Here is a 21943-nt window from a genome sequence, read left to right as displayed (position 1 = left end):
GGCGGCTTTGTCGCTTCCGGACGGCATGTTCGTGCGGGTCTCGAACGCCTCGCGATCGCTGCTTGCCGGCTTGAACCCTGCCTGCCCAGCCATGGCGCTTCTGTTCACGAAGGACGATCGCAAGCGGCTCAGGCGCCCTGCGTTCAAGCCCTCCGGCCTTCGAAATCGCGCAGCGTGGCTTCAAGGTCGCGTCTTGCTGATACGCGCAGACTCACCCGCCGTTCGCAAGCGCGAGGCCCGGTCGCACCGTTGCGCCCGCCCGCACCAGCTTTGGCAGTTCGCGGTTCTCCACGACGCTCATGAACCCGGCCCAGTCGTTCGCGAGCGCTGCCTTGTCGACCTTGTTCGTCTCGCCCAGGCGATAGCGCTCGCCCGCCGCGAACGGCCGCTCCCACGCCGCCCGATGCCAGGCCCGCTCCGCCAGCGCCAGCAGGCGCGGATACACCATGTACTCGAACTGCGTGTCCGTGCGCATCACTTCGGCCCATGCCTGACCCTGCATGCCTTCGATGCGTGGCGCCGAACCCGCGCTCGTCACCTCGAACGGACGGCCGTCGCGGTCAGGCATGATTTCCGCGTTCTGCGGCAGATTGTCCGGCGCAAGCGAGAAGGTCTTGAAACTGTCGGTGGCGTGCGAGCCCCAGTAATAGCCCCGTTCCTTCGGATCGAACGAATAGGGAAAGTCGAAGTACAGATAGTCGGGCAGCGCAAGCACGGTCTGGTAGCCCTGCGTGTCGAGCGTGCGGGCGGTGTCGGCGGCGCCCCAGAAGAGCGTGTCCCACAGCGTCACCATCACGTTCGCGGTCGCGAAATCCTGCGGCCCGTTTGCATGCCGGATACCGTCCTGCCAGGCCGCCATGGTGCCGATGCCGTTCGTTCGCACGATCTGGCTGACTTGCCGCGCGAACATGGAAGGCAGTTCGTCGACGGAGGCCGCCTGCCCTGCTCTGATCAGCGCCGCGCACTGCGGTGAGCGGCCCCATGGCTTGTCCTGCACGGCGAGATTCACGCGTCCCTTGCCGGGGTCCGTGCCGTCGAGCGGCTGGAAGCCCGCGCCGAGCAGGATGTTCTTTGCTTCGTCGCCGCCGAAATGCCAGATGGCGAGCGGCGCACCCGCCTCGCGATGCATCGACGCCATCTCGCCGATCACCTTCGACGCGAAACGCCGCGCCCCGTCCCCGCACGGATTGAGGAAGCTGCGACGGTCGTAGAACTGCACCGTGGTTGCGTTCGTGGTGTCGGCGGGATCGAGCAGGCGATAGGCGCTGGCCGCTGCTTCGTCGCCCTGGGCGTGCAGGCGCCGGTAACGCGCTTCCATCGATACCACTGCCGCCCGCGCGTGCCCCGGCATGTCGATTTCCGGAACGATCTCGACGAAGCGGTCGGCCGCGTAACGCACCAGCGCCACGTAATCGGCGCGGCTCAGATAGCCGCTGCCCGAGCGGTTGTCCGGCCCCGACGCCAGCTGTGGCACGAGACAGCGTGTTTCGCTGAGGTCGTGGCAACGCTTTGCGCCGACCTCGGTGAGTTCGGGCAAGCCAGGAATCTCGACACGCCAGCCCTCGTCGTCCGACAGGTGCAGATGCAGCCGGTTGAGCTTGTACGCGCTCATCTGGTCGATCAGCCGGCGCAGCGTGGCCGGCTGGCGAAAGTTGCGCGCCACATCGACCATCATGCCGCGATGCCCATAGCGGGGCGCATCCTCCATCGTCATGGCTGGCACGCTGCCGCCGCCCGCGGGCGTCAGCGACAACAGGGTCTGCGTGCCGTAGTAGAGCCCGGCGGCGTCGAAGGCTTCGATGCTGACGCCGCCCGGCGCGATGCTCAGCCGGTAGCCGCCGTGCCTCGCGATATCGGCGGGCAGCGTGCCGGCGGCGATGGCGCCGTTCACGCGCATCGCGGGTCCGCTGAGCCCGAGCGTGGCGGCCCGCGTCGCCAGGGCCACGGTCTGCGCGGCCGTCAGTCCCGGCAGGTTCAATTCCACCGCGCCGACCTGCACGACGCCCTGACCGGCCGCTTCGCGCAGCACTGAAGGCAACGCACGCGCCGCGACCTGACGGGCGTCGGGTAGAACGGCCTCCGCCCGCGCCCGCAACACTTGAGCGGGCGTCGCGGCAAACGCGGCGGCGTCATCCGCAACGGGCGGAAGATGCTCGACATAGCGGCTTTCGTCGTCGGTGTCGTTGTTGCGCAGAACGGCGGACCCGGCATCGCCGTCCGCCACGACATACGCGCGCGGCAACAGGTCGCTGGTGCGCCGGTACCCGTATTCCCCGACGAACGGCACCTCGAGCCGCTCGCCGCTACCCAGCGTGAACGCGCCCGCCGCGGGCGTCAGCGCGTACAAGTCGCCGGTGATGTGCTTCCACGTGATAGCTGGATGCGCGACCATGAGCAGCCGCCGGATGCTGTGTACGTACAACGTCCAGCCGCCCGCTGCCAGTCTGCGCGCGCCGCTGTTCTCCAGAATCAGCCTGCCGCGCGCGCAACTGGCCCAGTCCGCGCCCAGGTCCGCGCAGTTCGTGCCGGACGCCGCGGCGTCATTGACGTCGATCGCGACGCGCACCGTCAATGCATCGCCGATGGCAGCCACTCGCGCTGCCGGCGCCAAGCGGTCCGCATCCGCGTCCGAACTCGATCCGCCGCACGACACCAAGAGACACGCCATGACGACGATACCCAACGCTTTTAAAATGGGGATGCCTAAGTAATGTGAAGCCCACTGCCGCATCTTGCCTCCGTGAACGACACGCGTCGCCCGGACACGTCGGAGCACTATACCTGCAACTTACGGCCCTATTTTTTTGGGATACCTGCCGACAGGCAAGCACAAAACAAAACACCCCGAAGCGTGAACTTCGGGGTGTCGTCGGGCAAGCGCGGAGCGGTGGATCAGCCGAGGAAACGTCGCGCGTTCTGGAACACGCGCAGCCACGGGCTGCCGTCGTGGGTCCAGTCTTCCGGCGTCCAACTCATCTGCACGTTGCGATGCACGCGTTCCATATGCGGCATCAGCACGGAGAAGCGGCCATCGGGCGTCGTGACCGACGTGATGCCCTGCGGCGAGCCGTTCGGATTGAACGGATACTGTTCGGTCGCGTTGCCGCGATGATCCACGTAACGCATCGCGACGAGCGCCTTCGCCTGATCGCCTTGCTGCGAGAAGTCGGCAAAGCCCTCGCCGTGCGCAACCGCCACCGGAATGCGCGAGCCTTCCATGCCGGCGAAGAAGATCGACGGCGAACTCTGCACTTCGACCAGCGAGAAGCGCGCCTCGAACTGCTCCGACTTGTTGCGCGTGAACTTCGGCCAGTGCTCGGCGCCAGGGATGATCGACGCCAGGCTCGACATCATCTGGCAGCCATTGCAGATGCCAAGCGCGAAGGTGTCGGCGCGGCCAAAGAATGCGGCGAACATGTCGGCCAGTTGCGCATTGAAGCGAATGGTCTTCGCCCAGCCCTCGCCCGCGCCCAGCACGTCGCCGTAGGAGAAGCCGCCGCACGCCACCGCACCCGCGAAATCGGCGAGCGTGGCGCGGCCTTCCAGCAGGTCGCTCATGTGGACGTCGTGCGCGTCGAAACCGGCGCGATCGAATGCGTACGCGGTTTCCAGATGCGAATTCACGCCCTGCTCGCGCAGGATGGCGACACGCGGCCGCGCTTTCGTTGCGATGAACGGCGCCGCCACATCTTCCGCCGGATCGAAGCTCAGGACCGGCGAGAGGCCGGGATCGGCGGCGTCGAGGAGCGCGTCGTATTCGGCGTCAGCGCAGGCCGGGTTGTCACGCAGACGCGCGATACGCCAGCTCACTTCGCTCCACGCGCGATGCAGCTCGACACGCGGCGCGTCGAAGATCTTCTTCGCGTCGCGATAAATCTCGATGGCACCGTTCTCGTTCGGCTTGCCGATCACATGCGAGCACGCCGACAGACCGTGCTCGCGCAGCGCGGCCAGCACCGCGTCGCGTTCCGTTGCGCGCACCTGCACCACCGCGCCGAGTTCTTCCGAGAACAGCGCGCGGATCGTACGGTCCTCGCGGCGGCCGCTGGTCTGCTTCGTCCAGTCTTTCGCGTCGCCGTAATCGGACTCGTGATTGGCGTCGAGCGTCAGCATGTCCACGTTCAGCGACACACCCACGTGACCCGCGAACGCCATCTCGCAGACCGTCGCCCACAGGCCGCCGTCCGAACGGTCATGGTAGGCGAGCAGCTTGCCGTCCGCGTTCAGCGCCTGAATGGCCGTGAAGAAGCGCTTGAGGTCTTCAGGATCGTCGACGTCCGGCACCGTGTCGCCGACCTGCTGCGTGACCTGCGCGAGAATGCTGCCGCCCATGCGGTTGCGGCCGCGGCCGAGGTCGATCGCGATCAGCACCGTGTTGGTGTCGTTGACGAGCTGCGGCGTCAGGTGACGGCGCACGTCCTCGACCGGCGCGAACGCCGAAATGATCAGCGACACCGGCGACACCACTTCCCGCGCGCCGCCGCGTGCATCCTGCCACTTGGTGCGCATCGACAGCGAATCCTTGCCGACCGGAATGCTGATGCCGAGCGCCGGGCACAGTTCCATGCCGATGGCCTGCACCGTGTCGTACAGCGCGGCGTCTTCGCCCGCGCTGCCGCAGGCGGCCATCCAGTTCGCCGAGAGCTTCAGCTTGTCGAGCGACGCGATGGGGGCCGACGCGATATTGGTCACCGCCTCGCCCACGGCCATGCGGCCGGACGCGGGGGCGTCGATCACGGCGAGCGGCGTGCGCTCGGCCATCGTCATGGCTTCGCCGCGATAGCCGACGTAGTCCATCGTGGTCACGGCGCAATCCGCCACCGGCACCTGCCACGGACCGACGAACTGGTCGCGCGCGGTCGTGCCGCCCACCGAACGGTCGCCGATGGTGATGAGGAACGACTTGCTCGCGACCGTCGGATGCTTCAGCACCTCGACCGCGACTTCGGACAGCGGCAGTCCGGTGACATCGACTTCGTTGAATTGCGCGCTTTCGCGCTTCACGTCGCGATGCATCTTGGGCGGCTTGCCGAGCAGCACGTCCATGGGCATGTCGACGGGTTCCTGCCCGCTGTTGGCTTCATCGACGAGCTTCAGTTGACGCTCCTCGGTCGCCACGCCGACCACCGCCACCGGGCAGCGCTCGCGTTCGCAGAGGGCCTGGAACGCGGGCAGATCGTTCGGCGCAATGGCCAGCACGTAGCGCTCTTGCGCCTCGTTCGACCAGATTTCGCGCGGCGACAAACCGCTCTCTTCGAGCTGGACCTTGCGCAGTTCGAACAGCGCGCCCTTGCCCGCGCCGTCGACGAGTTCCGGGAACGCATTCGAGATGCCACCCGCGCCGACGTCGTGAATCGACAGGATGGGGTTGCTGTCACCCAGCTGCCAGCAACTGTTGATGACTTCCTGCGCGCGCCGCTGGATTTCGGGATTGCCGCGCTGGACGGAATCGAAATCGAGTTCGGCAGTGTTCGCGCCGGTGGCCATCGAGGACGCCGCGCCGCCGCCCATGCCGATGCGCATGCCCGGTCCGCCGATCTGGATCAGCAGCGTGCCGGCCGGCAGGTCGAGCTTGTGGGTGTGCTGGTCCGAGATATTGCCGATGCCGCCCGCGATCATGATCGGCTTGTGATAGCCGCGCACGCGGCCCGCCACGTTCTGCTCGAAGGTGCGGAAGTAGCCGCCGAGGTTCGGCCGGCCGAATTCGTTGTTGAAGGCAGCGGCGCCGATCGGGCCGTCGATCATGATCTGCAACGGCGACGCAATGCGGTCCGGGCGGCCGTACGGCTGATGCGCGTCGGCCGGATTGCGCGACGCGAGCGGCACGGCGGCGTCGCGGTCGTTTTCCCAGTTGCGGCGGGCGTCGGGCAGATCCAGGTTCGACACCGTGAAGCCGGCGAGTCCGGCCTTCGGACGCGCGCCGCGGCCGGTCGCGCCTTCGTCGCGAATCTCGCCGCCGGAGCCGGTGGCCGCGCCCGCGAACGGGGAAATGGCAGTCGGGTGATTGTGGGTCTCGACCTTCATCAGCGTGTGGGTCATTTCCACGTGACGCCGGTATTGCTCGTCCTTGCCGCGCGGGAACCAGCGCTCGGCCATGCCGCCCTGCATGATCGCCGAATTGTCCGAATACGCGACGATTGTGCCCGCGTGATTCAGCTTCTCGGTGTTGCGGATCATCTGGAACAGCGACATGTCCTGCTTCGCGCCGTCGATGGTCCATTCGCCGTTGAAGATCTTGTGACGGCAGTGTTCGCTGTTGGCCTGCGCGAACATCATCAGTTCGACATCGGTGGGATTGCGCTTCAGCTCTTCGAACGCGCTCACCAGATAGTCGATTTCGTCGTCGGCGAGCGCGAGGCCCAGTTCCAGGTTGGCGGCTTCGAGCGCGCTGCGGCCCGCGCCGATGATGTCGACCGTTTGCAGCGGCCGGGCGGGCAGTTCGTCGAAGAGATGCAGCGCCTGCTCGCGCGAGGCGGCGACGCTTTCGGTCATGCGGTCGTGCAGCGCGTCGGCGACGGCGGCGCGCGCCGCGTCGGGAAGCGCCTTCTTGCCGCCGAGGAAGCCGCTCTTCATGATCACCGTGTACTCGACGCCGCGCTCGATGCGCCGCACCTTCGTGAGCCCGCAGTGATGCGCGATGTCGCTGGCCTTGCTGGCCCACGGCGACACGGTGCCGAAGCGCGGCACGACCATGAAGGTTTCCGTCGCGCCGCGCTCCTTCGATGCCTCGAAGGGCGCGCCGTAGTGCATCAGCGCCTCGATGCGGCGATTGTCTTCATCCGAGAGCGGTTCCGACGCATTCACGAAATGCAGGAACTGGCCGCGCACGCCGACGATATTCGCGTCGATGCGGACGAGCGTTTCGAGAAGGCGGGTCTGACGGAAATCGGAGAGGGCCGAAGCGCCGGGGAAACACGAGAAGTGGGCCATTGTGACGGTGCGTCGATGACGTCTGTGTGCCGCTCGCGAGGCGCTCGCTGGTGCGCGAAAACTTGTCTGGCGCTCCGTCTGCGAAGCTGGACATTCGCAAAACCGGACCGAGCACGCGAAACGGCATGAGGCAAAAGGAAGACCGCGATTATAACCCGGAAGCGGCGCCCGACTGGTCGTGTCCTGCCGACGCTGGACGCGCAGCGGCCGCGCGGCTTGCGACGCTTCCTTTCGATCGCCCCTCGCGTGCGGATTGGGAGCGGATTGCCAGCCCCCGCAAACGGTTTTGGCGCTATCATGGCGCGCTTTCTTCCGGTGCGCGCCACGCTCAAGCCCGGTCCGCCGCGCTTCTGGTTTCATCGCGCAACGCCGCGCTGCTCGCGCCTGCGGGCGCCAATCACAATCAGCATCACGTTCAGCACCCCATTCAGCATCAGACAGTCATGGATGTCATCGTCATCGGCGGAGGAATCGCCGGCATCGCCACCGCTTATCAGCTGCATGCGGCCGGTCATCGCGTCTGCGTGATCGAGCGGCACGCGACCGTCGCGCAGGGCGCCACCTACGGCCAGGGCGGCGCGCTTCTGCCCTCGCCGCTCGATGTCTGGTTCGGCCCGACCTTCATGACCTCGAGCCGCGCGAAACAGAGCGGCATGGTGGTCAAGACCGGCTTCGACTCCGGCGCGCGCGAGTTCGTCAGGCAACTGTCGCTGCTGCAAGATCCCGATGCGTTCACGGCGCAGTACACGAAGCTGGCGCCGCTCGTCGAATTGTCGCGGCAGGTGATCAGCGATATCGAGCAGCGTCTGGAACTGGATTTCGAGCAGCGGCGCGGCGTCCTGCACGTGTTCCGCCAGCCGCGCGAGCTGGAAGACGCGCACGCCGCCATCGAGCTTCTCAAGCGCTTCAAGGTGCCGCATCGGGTGTTGACGCCGGAAGAATGCGTCGCCATCGAGCCTTCCGTGCCGGACGACCCCGCTTTCGCCGGCGGCGTGCTGTTGCCCGACGAGCGCACCGCGAACTGCCCGCTGTTCACCAAGCAACTGAAGCAGTTCCTCGAAGAACAAGGTGTGCAATTCCGCATGCAGCAGACAGTCGCGGCGCTGCGCCTCGACGGCGCGCGGGCGGCGGTAGAACTGTCGTCCTCCGATGAAGGCAAGAAGCGCGCGCATGACGCCGAAACGCTCACGGCCGATGCGCTGGTCGTCGCAGCCGGAACCAGCACGCCCGCGCTCGCCGGCGCGAGCAAGGCCGCGTCCGCGCTGTTTCCGCTGCGCGTGCATACGCTCACGGCGCCGGTCGCGTACGAAGAACGCGCGCCGCATCTGAGCGTCGTCGATTCGGTCAAGCGCATCACGATGACGCGCATCCACCAGCGGCTGCGCGTCGGCGGCGCGGGCGTGCTGCAGAGCGCCGCCAAGGCCGACAAACCGCTGGACGCCGCGCTCTCGCGCCGCGCGCTCGATCTGCTGGGGCAAGGCACGCACGACTGGATTCCCGGCGCGGCGCGGGTGTCCGCCGCGCGCGCCTGGGACGGCCTGCGCCTCCTGAGCGCCGATGGCCTGCCGGTCGCCGGCGCGACGCGCCATCCGCGGCTGTTCGTCAATGCGGCGCACGGCCCGGCGGGCTGGGGGCTGGCGTGCGGCTCTGCTAAAGTGATCGCGGATCTCGTCTCCGGCGTCACGCCCGATCTCCCCGCCGACACGCTTGCCGCGCTGAGTCTCGAACGCTTCTAGTTCGCGCGGCGCTCGCCGCGCACCTCGAGTGCGCGCGCCGGGCACGATTGCTGCAACGGCGTCGGGTTTCCGACCGCTCCGATTCCCGGAGCGCCCTTCCCTGGGCCGCCATGACCGTTCCCCGCTCTGCCTGGTTCACGCCGAAAGACGAACCGCTTCCGCTCCTGACGCTCAACGAACTGCGCGCGCTCGAAGCGCGTGGCGCTGCCGCGCTGCCGCCACATACGCTGATGGCGCGCGCAGGCGCGGCTGCCGCGCAGTGGCTGGAAGACGCCCTGTCGCACGATGCCGCGAGCCGCGCGCAACCCGTCTGGCTCGTCGCCGGCCCGGGCAACAACGGCGGCGATGCGCTCGTGATGGCCGAACGGCTGCATCGCGCGGGCATTGCCGTGCAGGTGTGCATGCCCATCGAGGTCAAGCCCGACGACGCACGCTGGGCGCTGGCGTCTGCGCGCGCGGCGGGCGTGCCCATCGACACCGCGCCGCCCGCGTCGTTCGACGGCTTCGGCTGGCTGGTCGACGGCATGTTCGGCATCGGCCTCACGCGGCCGCTCGAAGGCGTGTTCGCGGACCTCGCTGCGCGCCTCACGCGCCGGGCGCGCAGCGAGGGCCGCGTGCTGGCGCTCGACGTGCCGAGCGGCCTCGACAGCGACACCGGCACGCCGGTGCGCGGCGGCGACGCCGTGCGCGCGACCGACACGCTCACCTTCATCGGCGCGAAGCCGGGGCACTTCACGTCGCAGGGACGCGATCTCACGGGCCGGCTGTGCGTCGCTACGCTGGAGCTGGAAGCGAGCGCGACGCCGTCGCTCGTACTGAACGCGCCCGCGCTGTTTGGCGCGGCCCTGCCGCCGCGCGACAACGCGACCAACAAAGGCACGTTCGGCACGCTCGCGGTGATCGGCGGCGACACCGGCATGTGCGGCGCGCCCGTGCTGGCGGCGCGCATGGCGCTGTACAGCGGCGCGGGCAAGGTGAACATCGCCTTTCTCGGCGACGGCTTTCCACCCTATGACCCGCCGCATCCGGAACTGATGCTGCATCACGTCGAAGGCTTCGCACTCGACAAGATGGACGCGCTCGCGATCGGCTGCGGCATGGGCACGAGCGCGCGCGCCCGCAAGGTGCTCGAGGACGTGCTGAAGCTCGACGTCCCGAAACTGCTCGACGCCGATGCGCTCAATCTCGTCGCCCGGGACGAGCCGCTGGCGGCCGCCGTCGCGGCGCGCGGCGCGCAGGGCGACCCGTGCGTGCTGACGCCGCATCCGCTCGAAGCGGCGCGTCTGTTGCAAGGCGACGCGCAAGCGGTCCAGGCCGACCGCATCGCGGCGGCGCGGCAGTTGTCGGCGCGTTATGGCGCTGTCGCCGTGCTGAAAGGCTCAGGCACCGTGATCGCGGCGCCGGACGGTCGTGTCGCCGTGAATCCGACCGGCAATGCCGGCCTCGCGACGGGTGGCACCGGCGACGTGCTGGGCGGTTTGATCGGAGCATTGCTCGCGCAGAAGCTGCCCGCATATGAAGCGGCGTTGGCCGGCGTCTATCTGCACGGCCTGGCCGCGCAGACGCTCACCGACGAGGGCATCGGCCCGGCCGGCCTCACCGCGGGCGAGCTTGCGCCGGCCGTGCGCGCACTGCTCAACCGACGCTTCTACGCGGCACGCGCAGATCGCCTCTGAAGCCCCTGCGACACGTTGCAAGCAACCGTTCATGCATCGTCGCTATACTCTTTTCGATTCGGGCATCCGCGCCATTCGTCACCGCGTTCACCAGACACGCTGACCCCGGCCGCGCAGGCATTGCACGAACGTTTTCCTCTGTCACCCTCAGACTAACGGACCGCTCATGACCCAAACCTCGACGCTCAATTCGCTTCCTGCCTGGTCGGCGCTCCAGTCGCACTACGACTCCATTTCCGGCGAGCGCCTGCGCGACTGGTTCGCGCCGCAAAACGACAGCGCGCCCACGCGCGCCGAACGTCTGACGTTCGAAGGCGGCGGGCTCACCATCGACTTCTCCAAGAACCGTGTCACCGAGGCCACGCTCAAGCTCCTGATCCAGCTTGCCGAGGAAGCCGGCGTGACGAAGAAGCGCGACGCGATGTTCAACGGCGACATCGTCAACGTCACCGAGCATCGCGCGGTCTTGCACACGGCCTTGCGCGCCCAGTCGCCGGATGCGCCCTTCCATGCGCAAGTGGAAGCCGAGAAGGCCAGGATGGCCGCCTTCGCGACGAAGGTCCGCGACGGCGCGTGGACCGGCTACACCGGCAAGCGCATCCGCCATGTGGTGAACATCGGTATCGGCGGCTCGGATCTCGGGCCGAAGATGGTCGTCCACGCGCTGCATCATCTCGCCTCGAAGGAGCTCGACACGCACTTCGTGTCCAACGTCGACGGCGCCGATATCTACAACGTGCTGCAACAGATCGACGCGGAGGAAACGCTCGCGATCATCGTCTCGAAGACTTTCACGACGCTCGAGACGATGACCAACGCCCACTCGATGCGCGACTGGTTCATCAAGTCCGGCTGCCCCGAAGACCAGTTGTCGAAACATTTTGTCGGCGTGTCGGCGAATCCGGCCGAAGTGGTCAAGTTCGGCATCGCGAAAGAGAACGTCTTCGAGATGTGGGACTGGGTGGGCGGACGCTATTCGCTGTGGTCGGCGGTCGGCCTTTCGATCATGATCTCGGTCGGCCCGGACAACTTCGACGCGCTGCTGCAAGGCGCGGACACGATGGACCAGCATTTCCGCACCGCGCCGCTCAACGTGAACCTGCCGGTGCTGATGGGCATGATCGGCATCTGGTATCGCAACTTCTTCGGCTCGCAGAGCGATCTGATTGCGCCGTATTCGGAAGCGCTGCACTTCCTGCCTTCGTATCTGCAACAGCTGGAGATGGAGAGCAACGGCAAGTCGGCGCGTCTCGACGGCACGATGGTCGATTACCCCACCGCCGCCGTGATCTGGGGCGAGCCGGGTACGAACGGTCAGCACGCGTTCTTCCAGATGCTGCACCAGGGCCCGACGATCATCCCGATCGACTTCATCGCGGTGCTGACGCCGGAGCATCCGCTCGTCGATCATCACGCGAAGCTGCTGGCCAACTGTTTCGCACAGAGCGAAGCGCTGATGCTCGGCCGCACGCTGGAGGAAGCGAAGAAGGTGGCGGGCCCGGGCAAGGAAGAACTGGCGACGCACCTGAGCTTCCCCGGCAACCGTCCGACCACCACCATCATGCTCGACGCGCTGACGCCGCAGACGCTCGGCGCGCTGATCGCGCTGTATGAACACAAGGTGCTGGTGCAAGGCGCCGTGTGGAACATCAACTCGTTCGATCAGTGGGGCGTGGAGCTCGGCAAGATTCTCGGCAAGGTGGTCGAGGCCGACATCACCGCGGCAAGCGCCGATCCGGCGAAGCACGATTCGTCGACATCGGCGTTGATCGCGCGGGCGCGCAAGGCCTTGAAGCGCTGACGCTGTCTCGTTGCAATGGAGCCCGCGCGCTCATCAGGCGTCGCGGGCTTTTTTACAGGCTTTTCAGACGCCCGACCCGTTGACGATGCGTCCGGCTTCGATCGTCACAGTGGCATCGCAGCGCTCGGCGAGTTCCGCGTCATGCGTGACGAGCACGAGCGTCGCGCCATTGCGGCGGTTCATCTCGAACATCAGGTCGATGATCGCGTAGCCCGTGGCGGCGTCGAGGCTGCCGGTGGGCTCGTCGGCGAACAGCACGGCGGGATGCGTGACGAACGCCCGCGCCAGCGCGACGCGTTGCTGTTCGCCGCCGGAGAGCAGTTTCGGATAATGTCCCATGCGTTGCGCGAGACCGACCTGATCGAGTAGTGCACGGGCGCGTGCGGCGATTTCATGGTGCGGCATCTCGGCACGCAGTTCGAGCGGCAACATCACGTTCTCGAGCGCGGTCAGATGCGGCATCAGCTGGAACGACTGGAACACGAAGCCCACGGCGCCGCTGCGCAGCGCGGCGCGCTGGTCTTCATCGAGCGTGGAGAGCTCCTTGCCAAGCAGACGAACCGAGCCCTCCGTCGCGCTGTCCAATCCCGCGAGCAGGCCGAGCAGCGTCGACTTGCCCGACCCCGACGCCCCGACGATCGCCACGCTGCTGCCCTGCGCGATCGAAAGGTCGATCTGATCCAGTATGGTCAGTTCGCCCGTTGCGTCCTTCACCCGCTTGTTCAATCCCCGAACTTCGATGACCGGCTCGATATTGTTTTGCATGGACACCCTGAAGAAAAACTTGCGCGGCACGCTTCCCGTGCTGGGCCTGATGATGGCGGTTTGTGTCACGGCGCAGGCAGCGGATGCCCAGGCGGCGCCTCAGCCCGCGACGCCGGCCCTGGCGCCGACGAAGCCCGCGATCGTCGTGCTGGGCGACAGCCTCTCCGCGGAATACGGCCTGCCGCGCGACACCGGCTGGGTCAACTTGCTGCGCGGCAAGCTCGTGCAAGAGCGTTTCGATTATAGCGTCGCGAATTCGAGCATCAGCGGCGACACCACGAGCGGCGGGCGCGCGCGCCTCACCGCCGTGCTCGCGCGGCTCAAGCCTGCCGTGGTGATTGTCGAACTGGGTGGCAACGATGCACTGCGCGGCGTGCCGCTCACGACGACCGAGGCGAACCTGCGCGGTATCGTCGATGCATCGCAGGCCGCGCATGCGAAGGTTTTACTCATCGGCATGTACGTTCCACCCAATTACGGCCCCGACTACACGCAAAAGTTCCACGCGGTCTATGAGCGTATCGCGAAGGAGAAGAGCGTGCCGCTCGTGCCTTTCCTGCTGGCGGGCATTGCCGAAACGCCCTCGATGTTCCAGGCCGATCAGATCCATCCGACGGTGCAGGCCCAGCCATTGCTATTGAACAACGTCTGGCCAAGCTTGAAACCCTTGCTGGGCGCGGGCGCGTCGCATTAGGCGACACGCCGGCCGCACGGCTTGTTCAACCTGACGCGGAACACGGCCACGATTCAGTCATCTGAGACTTTCGCGTAACTCTTATAACCCCGCTCGTACTGAGAGAGCGATCCGACAAGGAGGTCACGTGAAATTTATCCCTCTTCTCGCCCTGACCGTTGCAATCTCGGCCTGTGCCGCTCAACCGCCTGCCGGCGTGCAGCAGGTCGGCACGAGCCAGAAGGCGCCGAAGGTCGTGGCGCAATGCGTCGCCCAGAAGTGGGCCGACAAGTCGCAGCAGCAGGTCGTGTCGCAGGACACGCTGGCGAACGACCAGGCCGTCGATGTCTACGTTCCCGGCCAGCAGCCGCCGAACGGCGCCGCAGCCGTGGTTCGCCCGGCCTATACCGGTTCGGGCTCGTGGGTGGGCTTCCGCGCTTCGGGCGCGGCCGCCAGCCAGGCCAGCGGCGACGTGCAGGCTTGCCTGTAAGGTCGTGTCTAGGTGCTACGTCCGCGCGCTTCCAGCGCGTCGGGCGTGAATGCAAAAAGCCCCGCTAGTCTTCGGATAGCGGGGCTTTTTGCATACTGCGATCAGCGGATCAATTCGATGTCGACGGATCCGGCGCCGTTGCGTGACTAAGCTTGATCTTCGAACGCGCCTTCAGCGCATCCGTATAGGCTTCCATTTCCGCCTGCGCGTACACCTGCGCGATCTGTTGCTGCGCGCCGGCCAGGCGGTCCGCCGCGACCGTTGCGGGCTTCTCGACCGCATTCACGCGATAGATCGCATAACCGTCCGCACCGAGGTCGACGCCCACGTAGGCCGGCAGCTTCGCTGCATCCGCCTTGAAGATCGCGCTGAGCGCTGCGGGCGGCAGCCCTTGCGCATCGTTGCGCGACACGGTGATAGCCGATGTAAAGCCGTCGGTCGACTTCGACTTCTGCAGATCGGCAAGCTTCGTCTCGCCTTCCTTCTTCGCCATGGCGGCCGCCATCTCCGCGATGACCTGCTTGCGCACTGGGTCCTTCACGGCGTCGAACGCGGGCACGGCGGACGGCCTGTAGTCCGTCACGCGCGCGGCGATCATCGTGCTGTTGCCGACGTCGATCACCTGCGTGTTGTTGCGCTCTTTCACCGAATCGGGTGCGAACACGGCAGCGAGGAACTTCGCGTTGTTGAGCGGGTTGTCCTGCGGCAACTGCGGATTCGGCTTCGGACCGACGGTCGCGGTCTGAATGGACAGCTTGTATTTGTCGGCGGCCGGTTGCAGCGACTTCGACTTCTCGTAGACGAGGTCCGTGAACCCTTGCGAGTCGTCGGCGAAACCCTTCGCGCCCTGTTGCGCCGCATAGTCTTTCGCGAGCGCGTCCTTCACTTCGTCGAACGGTTTTGTGACGGCGGGCTTCACGTCGGTGGCCTGGATGATGTGATAGCCAAAGTCCGATTCGACGATGTTGCTCACCTCACCCTTCTTCAGGCTGAACGCGGCGTCGTCGAAGTCTTTGCCGCCCGCGATCTGACCGCGCGCGAAGTAACCGAGATCGCCGCCCTTGTTCGCCGAGCCCGGATCTTCCGAATTCTTCTGGGCGATCTGCGGGAACTGGTCCGGATGCGCCTTCACTTGCGCGAGCAGCGCTTCGGCCTTCTGCTTGGCCTTCGCCTTGTCGGCGGCGCTGGCGTCCTTCGGTGCATTGATCAGGATGTGGCTCGCGCGCACCTGCGCTTCCGTGCGGTAGCGCTGGATGTTGTCGTCGTAGTACTTCTTGAGGTCAGCGTCGCTCGGCTTCGAGGCCGCCGCGAGCGCGCCCGGCGACAGCACCAGATACTGGATCGTGGCCGTCTCGGGCGTGGCGAACGCGTTGCGATGCGCGTCGTAATACGCGGTGAGCTGGGCGTCGGTCGGCTGGATCTTCGCCGTGTAGTCCGCGCTGCGCAGCGACATGCCCTGCACCGCGCGCTTCTGCTCGGCGAGTTCAGTGAGACTTTGTGCGAGCGACTTCGACGTGAACGAAGTCGATTGAATGCTGCCCGGGATCTGCTCGGTGGCGATGCTGTAGCGCATGCGCTCGTCGTATTGCGCGGGCGTCATGCCTTGCATGGCGAGCAACTGCTTGTAGCGCTCGACGTCGATGCTGCCGTCCGGCTTGCGCAGCGACGAGATCACCGGGTCGGCGAGCAGTGCGCGGCGCACGGCGTCATCCGATGCGGTCAGGTGCAGGCGCTGGGTTTCGTCGGCGAGTGCGCGCTGTTGCACGAGACTGTCGACCATTGCCGAGCGGGCTTCGGGCGTGTCGAACATCTTGGCGTCAAACTGCGAACCGAGCATCGAGCGGGCGCGATCCACTTGCTGGCGGAAGGCGTTGTCGAATTCGGGACGCGTGATCTTGTGGCCATTGACACTGGCTACCCAAGCGTTTTCGTCGAAGAAGTTGCTGAAACCCTGGATACCCACGATACCCAGACCGGGCACCACGATCAGGATCAGCAGGGCCATCATCAGGCGCTGGTGATTTCGGAAGAAGTCGAGCATGTAGCGCTGCGTTGTCGGAACAAAACGCTCGATATTACAACAGTGGCCGGGGAAAAGGCGAAAGGTGACGGGGAATTGGCCGCGCGGGGCAGTCTGGCTTGGGCCGCAGGGTTCGCCAGCGCAGACGAAACGGCCGATGAATCAGTGAGTTGAGTGCGCTTGTGACACATTCGGCGGGCGTGTTTCGGCAAGGCATTGAACACGCGGGAAACGCAGCGTCAGTGACGCATAAAACAAAAGTCCCGCAGGCCGTGAAGCGTGCGGGACTTTTGTTTGAATCTGGCGGAGCGGACGGGACTCGAACCCGCGACCCCCGGCGTGACAGGCCGGTATTCTAACCAACTGAACTACCGCTCCAGAGTAGTACGTGCGACAGGTTGAATGCGATGTCATGCTGACCTGGTGGGTGCTGAGAGGCTCGAACTCCCGACCTACGCCTTGTAAGGGCGCCGCTCTACCAACTGAGCTAAGCACCCGGCCGATGACTTTCAACGTGTCGCGCTACGCTCGTTCGGTGCCTCGTTATGCGAGACGCCGTATCCAGCGAGTCCGCTAGTTTAGCGCATCCTTCAGAGCTTTGCCAGGGCGAAATTTCGGCACCTTCGCGGCCTTGATCTTGATCTCGGCGCCCGTGCGCGGATTGCGTCCGGTGCGCGCCGTGCGCTTGCCGACCGCGAACGTGCCGAAGCCCACGAGTGTCACGCTGCCACCCTTCGAGAGCGTCGCGCGCACGCCGCCGATGAGCGCCTCCAGCGCGCGGCCGGCGGTGGCTTTGGAGATATCGGCTTCCTGCGCAATGTGATCGATCAGTTCCGTCTTGTTCATGGTGATCCCCGAATCGTTGATGGCACGTTGTCATGACGCGTTGTAGTCAGCCGGAACGTGTCCGGATGCGGCGCTCATTAGACGTAGCCGAAAGAACGATGTCAACGGGGGGGAGCCTGACCCGGCGGTTGTTTCGGAGAATGAGAACGAAGCTTCGCCCGAGCGGCGCGACCAATAAAAAACCCGCGGAAACATCCCGCGGGTTTTGAGTCCTGCCTTGAACAGCGCGGCGTGGATGATCCCACGCCGCGCAACATGACAGAGGCTTAGTGCTTCACGAACTCGCCTGCCGCCGGTGCGTCCTTCTGCTGTTCGGCAGCGACGGGCGCAGCCTTCGCTTCTTCCTCAGGCAGCGCTTCCGGCGTGCGCTCGAGCGCCAGTTCCAGCACGCGATCGATCCAGCGAACCGGCACGATCTCGATGGCGTTCTTCACGTTGTCGGGGATGTCGGCCAGATCCTTCGTGTTCTCTTCCGGGATCAGCACGAGCTTGATGCCGCCGCGATGCGCCGCCAGCAGCTTCTCCTTCAACCCGCCGATTGGCAGTACTTCGCCGCGCAGCGTGATTTCGCCCGTCATCGCGACATCCGCGCGCACCGGAATACCGGTCAGCACCGACACCAGCGCCGTGGTCATCGCGATACCGGCGGACGGACCGTCCTTCGGCGTCGCGCCTTCGGGCACATGGATGTGGATGTCCTTCTTCTCGAACGACTCGTCCGTGATGCCGAGACGGCGCGAACGCGAACGCACGACCGAGCGCGCCGCTTCCACCGATTCCTTCATCACGTCGCCGAGCGAACCGGTGCGGATCACGCCGCCCTTGCCGGGCATCACGGCGGCTTCGATCGTCAGCAGGTCGCCGCCTACTTCCGTCCACGCGAGACCCGTGACCTGGCCGATCTGGTTTTCCTTCGCGGCCAGACCGAAGTCGTACTTGCGCACGCCGAGGAAGGTATCGAGATTGGAACCGTCGACCTTCACGGCGCCCTCGGCCTTCTTCAGCAGCAGCATCTTCACGACCTTGCGGCAGATCTTCGACACTTCACGCTCGAGCGAACGCACGCCCGCTTCACGCGTGTAGTAGCGGATGATGTCGCGGATAGCCTGTTCCGTGACGTCGATCTCGCCTTCCTTCAGGCCGTTGTTGCGCTTCTGCTTCGGCAACAGGTAACGCTGCGCGATGCTGACCTTCTCGTCTTCCGTGTAACCCGAGAGACGGATGACTTCCATCCGGTCGAGCAGCGGCGGCGGAATGTTCAGCGAGTTCGACGTGGCGACGAACATCACGTCCGACAGGTCGAAGTCCACTTCGATGTAGTGGTCCGCGAACGTATGGTTCTGTTCCGGATCGAGCACTTCGAGCAGCGCGGAGGCCGGATCGCCGCGGAAATCCATGCCCATCTTGTCGACTTCGTCGAGCAGGAAGAGCGGATTGCGCACGCCGACCTTGGTCAGGCTCTGCAGGATCTTGCCGGGCATCGAACCGATATATGTGCGGCGGTGACCGCGAATCTCGGATTCGTCATGCACGCCGCCCAGCGCCATGCGCACGAACTTGCGATTCGTGGCGCGCGCGATGGACTGGCCCAGCGAGGTCTTGCCGACGCCCGGAGGCCCGACGAGGCACAAGATGGGCGCCTTCACCTTCTCGACGCGTTGTTGAACCGCGAGATACTCGAGAATGCGTTCCTTGACCTTTTCGAGGCCGAAGTGATCTTCGTCGAGCACGCGCTCGGCGTTCGTCAGGTCGTTGTTGACCTTGCTCTTCTTGCGCCACGGCAGGCCGATCAGCGTGTCGATGTAGTTGCGCACGACGGTCGCTTCCGCGGACATCGGCGACATCAGCTTGAGCTTCTTGAGCTCCGCGTCGGCCTTCTTCTTGGCTTCCTTCGGCATGCGCGCGGCGGTGATGCGCTTCTCGAGTTCCTCGAGATCCGCGCCCTCTTCGCCTTCGCCCAGTTCCTTCTGGATGGCCTTGACCTGCTCGTTCAGGTAGTACTCGCGCTGGCTCTTTTCCATCTGGCGCTTGACGCGGCCACGGATGCGCTTTTCGACCTGAAGGATGTCGATTTCAGCTTCGAGTTGCGCGAGCAGATGCTCGAGACGCTCGATGACCGGGAACATCTCGAGGATGTGCTGCTTCTGGTCGAGCTTGAGCGGCAGATGCGCGGCGATCGTGTCCGCCAGACGACCCGCTTCGTCGATACCCGACAGCGACGTCAGGATCTCCGGCGGAATCTTCTTGTTGAGCTTTACGTACTGGTCGAACTGCGACACGATGGCGCGGCGCAACGCTTCGGTTTCGGCGCTGTCGGCGTGATCGGGTTCGAGCGGCATCACGTCGCAGGAAAACTGCGTTTCCTGCTCTTCGATCGTGAGCGTCTTGGCGCGCTGCAAGCCTTCGACGAGCACCTTCACGGTGCCGTCAGGCAGCTTCAGCATTTGCAGGATGTTGGCGATACATCCCACTTCGTACATGTCTTTTTCGGTCGGCTCGTCCTTCGCCGCCGTTTTCTGGGCGACGAGCATGATGTGCTTGCCGCCTTCCATCGCGGCTTCGAGGGCCTTGATCGACTTGGGCCGCCCGACGAAGAGCGGAATCACCATATGCGGGAAAACGACTACATCGCGCAGCGGGAGCAGCGGCAGCGTAATGCGTTCCTGCGGGAGGAGTTGGGTTCCTGACATTTCATTTCCCCATGAGTGGAATCAGTTCAGTCGTAAGTAAGGCCGTTCAGAGCTATTGCAAGCCTTTATCGGAAGGGAAAAGTCGGTAGTCAAAGATCGCGTCAGTCACGTCCACACAATAAACCGAAAAAAATAAAAGGCCGTTCACGTTGCCATGAACGGCCTCTCGCCGAGCCACAGCCTGCTTCAGTTGGAACCCGCCACCTTGGGCGCATCTTCATAGATGAGCAGGGGCTTGCCATCGCCATCGATGGTGTTGTCGTCGACGATCACCTTCGAGACACCCTTCATGGTCGGCAGTTCGTACATCACGTCGAGCAACGCTTGTTCCAGAATGGAACGCAGCCCGCGCGCGCCCGTCTTGCGACGGATGGCCTTCTGCGCGATGGCCTGCAGCGCCGCCGGACGAATCTCCAGTTCCACGCGTTCCATGGCAAACAGCTTGTGATACTGCTTCACGAGCGCGTTCTTCGGCTCGATCAGGATTTTCACGAGCGCGGCCTCGTCGAGCTTGCCGAGCGTGGCGACCACCGGCAGGCGGCCGATCAACTCGGGAATCAGACCGAACTTGATCAGATCCTCGGGCTCCACGTCACGCAGCACTTCGCCCGCGTCGCGGTCCTGCTTGCTCTTGACGCTGGCGGCAAAACCAATGCCGGTCTTCTCGGTCCGGTCGGTGATGACCTTTTCGAGGCCGTCGAACGCGCCGCCGCAGATGAACAGGATATTGGTCGTGTCGACCTGGATGAAATCCTGGTTCGGATGCTTGCGCCCGCCTTGCGGCGGTACCGACGCCATCGTGCCTTCGACCAGCTTGAGCAGCGCCTGCTGAACGCCTTCGCCCGACACGTCGCGCGTGATGGACGGGTTGTCCGACTTGCGGCTGATCTTGTCGATTTCGTCGATATAGACGATGCCGCGCTGCGCCTTGTCGACTTCGTAGTTGCAGTTTTGCAGCAGCTTCTGAATGATGTTCTCGACGTCCTCGCCGACGTAACCGGCTTCAGTCAGCGTCGTGGCGTCCGCGATGACGAACGGCACGTTCAGCATGCGCGCCAGCGTCTGCGCGAGCAGCGTCTTGCCCGAGCCGGTCGGCCCGATCAGCAGGATGTTGCTCTTCGACAGCTCGATTTCGTCTTTCTTGTCGAGATGCTTGAGCCGCTTGTAGTGGTTGTACACCGCGACCGCGAGAATCTTCTTCGCGCGTTCCTGGCCAATCACGTACTGGTTGAGAATGTCGCTGATTTCCTGCGGGCTCGGCAGGTCGGACTTGGTCAGTCCGGCCTCTTCGGCTGCACCGGCCGCCTCATCGCGAATGATCTCGTTGCAGAGGTCGATACATTCATCGCAGATGAACACCGACGGGCCCGCGATGAGCTTCTTCACCTCATGCTGGCTCTTTCCGCAGAACGAGCAATACAGCAGCTTTTCGCTACTGGAACCTTTCTTGTCCGCCATAAATGTGTACGCCTCCGGACACGCTTGTTACATGATACGCCCTTCAATCTGGCCACGCAGATTCGCACCCGCGCGGCCCGGTTGAAGCGCTGTGTGGCGCGGCGCCGCTTCGTGCGCCTTTCAAGTCTGATCAGGGACGCTTGTGCAGCACCTGGTCGACCAGTCCATAAGCCTGCGCGTCGTCGCCCGACATGAAGTTGTCGCGATCGGTGTCGCGCGCAATGCGTTCGACCGGCTGGCCGGTGTGATGCGACAACAACTGGTTCAGGCGTTCCTTCAGGTACAGGATTTCGCGGGCCTGGATTTCGATGTCCGATGCCTGGCCGCGTGCGCCGCCGAGCGGCTGGTGGATCATTACACGGGCGTTCGGCAGCGCGACGCGCTTGCCCTTGGCGCCAGCGGCCAGCAGGAACGCGCCCATGCTCGCGGCGAGACCCATGCACAGCGTGGAGACATCGGGCTTCACGAACTGCATGGTGTCGTAGATCGCCATGCCGGCCGATACCGAGCCACCCGGGCTGTTGATGTACAGGCTGATGTCCTTGTCGGGATTCTCGCTTTCGAGGAACAGCAACTGCGCCACGACGAGATTCGCCGACTGGTCGTTCACTTCTCCGACCAGGAACACCACGCGCTCCTTGAGAAGACGCGAATAAATGTCATAGGCACGCTCGCCGCGGCCGCTCGTTTCGACGACCATCGGAACGAGGCCGAGCGCTTGGGCTTCGAAGTCCCGTGTTGCGTGGGACGCCAGCGTGTCGAGCAATTCAGCGCGAAAGGTCATGCAATTTCCTTGTTCGGAATAGGGATACTGGACGACAAAGGAACATCACTAGAACGGCTTGGAAACGCCCAAAC

13 protein-coding genes and 2 tRNA genes are annotated in these 21943 nt (G+C 65.1%); 5 read left to right on the top strand and 10 right to left on the bottom strand.

Annotated elements, in window-relative coordinates:
* Positions 1-211 precede the first annotated feature (211 nt).
* Both QCE63_RS08095 and purL read right to left on the bottom strand, forming a co-directional pair.
* Positions 212-2668 (bottom strand): family 20 glycosylhydrolase, encoded by a 2457-nt coding sequence (locus tag QCE63_RS08095; RefSeq protein WP_309832234.1) that lies wholly within the window; start codon positions 2666-2668, stop codon positions 212-214.
* 224 nt (positions 2669-2892) lie between these two features.
* Positions 2893-6930 carry a phosphoribosylformylglycinamidine synthase gene (gene purL / locus QCE63_RS08090; RefSeq protein WP_309832233.1) on the bottom strand — a complete coding sequence of 1346 codons (4038 nt, stop codon included), beginning with the start codon at positions 6928-6930 and terminating at the stop codon, positions 2893-2895.
* Between the two features lie 443 nt (positions 6931-7373).
* Between purL and QCE63_RS08085 the strand changes: the two genes are divergently transcribed.
* The 3 genes from QCE63_RS08085 to pgi all read left to right on the top strand — a co-directional run bounded on the left by QCE63_RS08085 (position 7374) and on the right by pgi (position 12143).
* Complete coding sequence (locus QCE63_RS08085) at positions 7374-8666, top strand: FAD-dependent oxidoreductase (protein ID WP_309832231.1); 1293 nt, start codon at positions 7374-7376, stop codon at positions 8664-8666.
* A 110-nt stretch (positions 8667-8776) separates the two neighbouring features.
* Positions 8777-10342 (top strand): NAD(P)H-hydrate dehydratase, encoded by a 1566-nt coding sequence (locus tag QCE63_RS08080; protein ID WP_309832229.1) that lies wholly within the window; start codon positions 8777-8779, stop codon positions 10340-10342.
* Between the two features lie 166 nt (positions 10343-10508).
* Positions 10509-12143 (top strand): glucose-6-phosphate isomerase, encoded by a 1635-nt coding sequence (gene pgi / locus QCE63_RS08075; protein ID WP_309832227.1) that lies wholly within the window; start codon positions 10509-10511, stop codon positions 12141-12143.
* Between the two features lie 63 nt (positions 12144-12206).
* Here the strand turns inward: pgi and QCE63_RS08070 are convergent, their stop codons facing one another.
* On the bottom strand, positions 12207-12908 hold the full coding sequence (locus QCE63_RS08070; protein WP_309832225.1) for an ABC transporter ATP-binding protein: 702 nt from the start codon (positions 12906-12908) through the stop codon (positions 12207-12209).
* On the opposite strand from QCE63_RS08070, the gene QCE63_RS08065 reads away from it, so the two are divergent.
* Together QCE63_RS08065 and QCE63_RS08060 are read left to right on the top strand one after the other, a co-directional pair.
* Entirely contained in the window at positions 12907-13602 is a 696-nt protein-coding gene (locus tag QCE63_RS08065; RefSeq protein WP_309832222.1) for an arylesterase, read from the top strand. The genes QCE63_RS08070 and QCE63_RS08065 overlap by 2 nt on opposite strands.
* 127 nt (positions 13603-13729) lie before the next feature.
* Complete coding sequence (locus QCE63_RS08060) at positions 13730-14071, top strand: hypothetical protein (RefSeq protein ID WP_309832221.1); 342 nt, start codon at positions 13730-13732, stop codon at positions 14069-14071.
* A 109-nt stretch (positions 14072-14180) separates the two neighbouring features.
* Here the strand turns inward: QCE63_RS08060 and QCE63_RS08055 are convergent, their stop codons facing one another.
* The 7 genes from QCE63_RS08055 to clpP form a co-directional block, all read right to left on the bottom strand.
* On the bottom strand, positions 14181-16112 hold the full coding sequence (locus QCE63_RS08055) for a SurA N-terminal domain-containing protein (RefSeq protein WP_309832219.1): 1932 nt from the start codon (positions 16110-16112) through the stop codon (positions 14181-14183).
* A gap of 280 nt (positions 16113-16392) precedes the next feature.
* A tRNA-Asp gene (locus QCE63_RS08050) sits at positions 16393-16469 on the bottom strand.
* A 43-nt stretch (positions 16470-16512) separates the two neighbouring features.
* Positions 16513-16588, bottom strand: a tRNA-Val gene (locus QCE63_RS08045).
* A 76-nt stretch (positions 16589-16664) separates the two neighbouring features.
* Positions 16665-16937, bottom strand: coding sequence for an HU family DNA-binding protein (locus QCE63_RS08040; protein ID WP_309832217.1), 273 nt, complete (start codon positions 16935-16937; stop codon positions 16665-16667).
* Between the two features lie 266 nt (positions 16938-17203).
* A complete protein-coding gene (gene lon, locus QCE63_RS08035; protein WP_309832215.1) occupies positions 17204-19627 on the bottom strand; it encodes an endopeptidase La in 2424 nt (807 codons plus the stop codon).
* 186 nt (positions 19628-19813) lie between these two features.
* Positions 19814-21085 (bottom strand): ATP-dependent Clp protease ATP-binding subunit ClpX, encoded by a 1272-nt coding sequence (clpX, locus tag QCE63_RS08030; RefSeq protein ID WP_309832212.1) that lies wholly within the window; start codon positions 21083-21085, stop codon positions 19814-19816.
* Positions 21086-21215: 130 nt separating this feature from the next.
* Positions 21216-21869, bottom strand: coding sequence for an ATP-dependent Clp endopeptidase proteolytic subunit ClpP (clpP, locus tag QCE63_RS08025; protein WP_061176142.1), 654 nt, complete (start codon positions 21867-21869; stop codon positions 21216-21218).
* Between the last annotated feature and the right edge of the window lie 74 nt (positions 21870-21943).

This window comes from Caballeronia sp. LZ065 (assembly GCF_031450975.1).
In the GTDB taxonomy this organism is placed as follows: domain Bacteria; phylum Pseudomonadota; class Gammaproteobacteria; order Burkholderiales; family Burkholderiaceae; genus Caballeronia.
This window is presented reverse-complemented; position numbering and strand designations above follow the sequence as displayed.

Bases quoted from the DNA above. Each gene is read 5' to 3' on its own strand.
- QCE63_RS08095 (WP_309832234.1), bottom strand. From the start codon at position 2,668: ATGGCGTGTCTCTTGGTGTCGTGCGGCGGATCGAGTTCGGACGCGGAT.
- purL (WP_309832233.1), bottom strand. From the start codon at position 6,930: ATGGCCCACTTCTCGTGTTTCCCCGGCGCTTCGGCCCTCTCCGATTTC.
- QCE63_RS08085 (WP_309832231.1), top strand. From the start codon at position 7,374: ATGGATGTCATCGTCATCGGCGGAGGAATCGCCGGCATCGCCACCGCT.
- QCE63_RS08080 (WP_309832229.1), top strand. From the start codon at position 8,777: ATGACCGTTCCCCGCTCTGCCTGGTTCACGCCGAAAGACGAACCGCTT.
- pgi (WP_309832227.1), top strand. From the start codon at position 10,509: ATGACCCAAACCTCGACGCTCAATTCGCTTCCTGCCTGGTCGGCGCTC.
- QCE63_RS08065 (WP_309832222.1), top strand. From the start codon at position 12,907: ATGGACACCCTGAAGAAAAACTTGCGCGGCACGCTTCCCGTGCTGGGC.
- QCE63_RS08070 (WP_309832225.1), bottom strand. From the start codon at position 12,908: ATGCAAAACAATATCGAGCCGGTCATCGAAGTTCGGGGATTGAACAAG.
- QCE63_RS08055 (WP_309832219.1), bottom strand. From the start codon at position 16,112: ATGCTCGACTTCTTCCGAAATCACCAGCGCCTGATGATGGCCCTGCTG.
- QCE63_RS08040 (WP_309832217.1), bottom strand. From the start codon at position 16,937: ATGAACAAGACGGAACTGATCGATCACATTGCGCAGGAAGCCGATATC.
- lon (WP_309832215.1), bottom strand. From the start codon at position 19,627: ATGTCAGGAACCCAACTCCTCCCGCAGGAACGCATTACGCTGCCGCTG.
- clpX (WP_309832212.1), bottom strand. From the start codon at position 21,085: ATGGCGGACAAGAAAGGTTCCAGTAGCGAAAAGCTGCTGTATTGCTCG.
- clpP (WP_061176142.1), bottom strand. From the start codon at position 21,869: ATGACCTTTCGCGCTGAATTGCTCGACACGCTGGCGTCCCACGCAACA.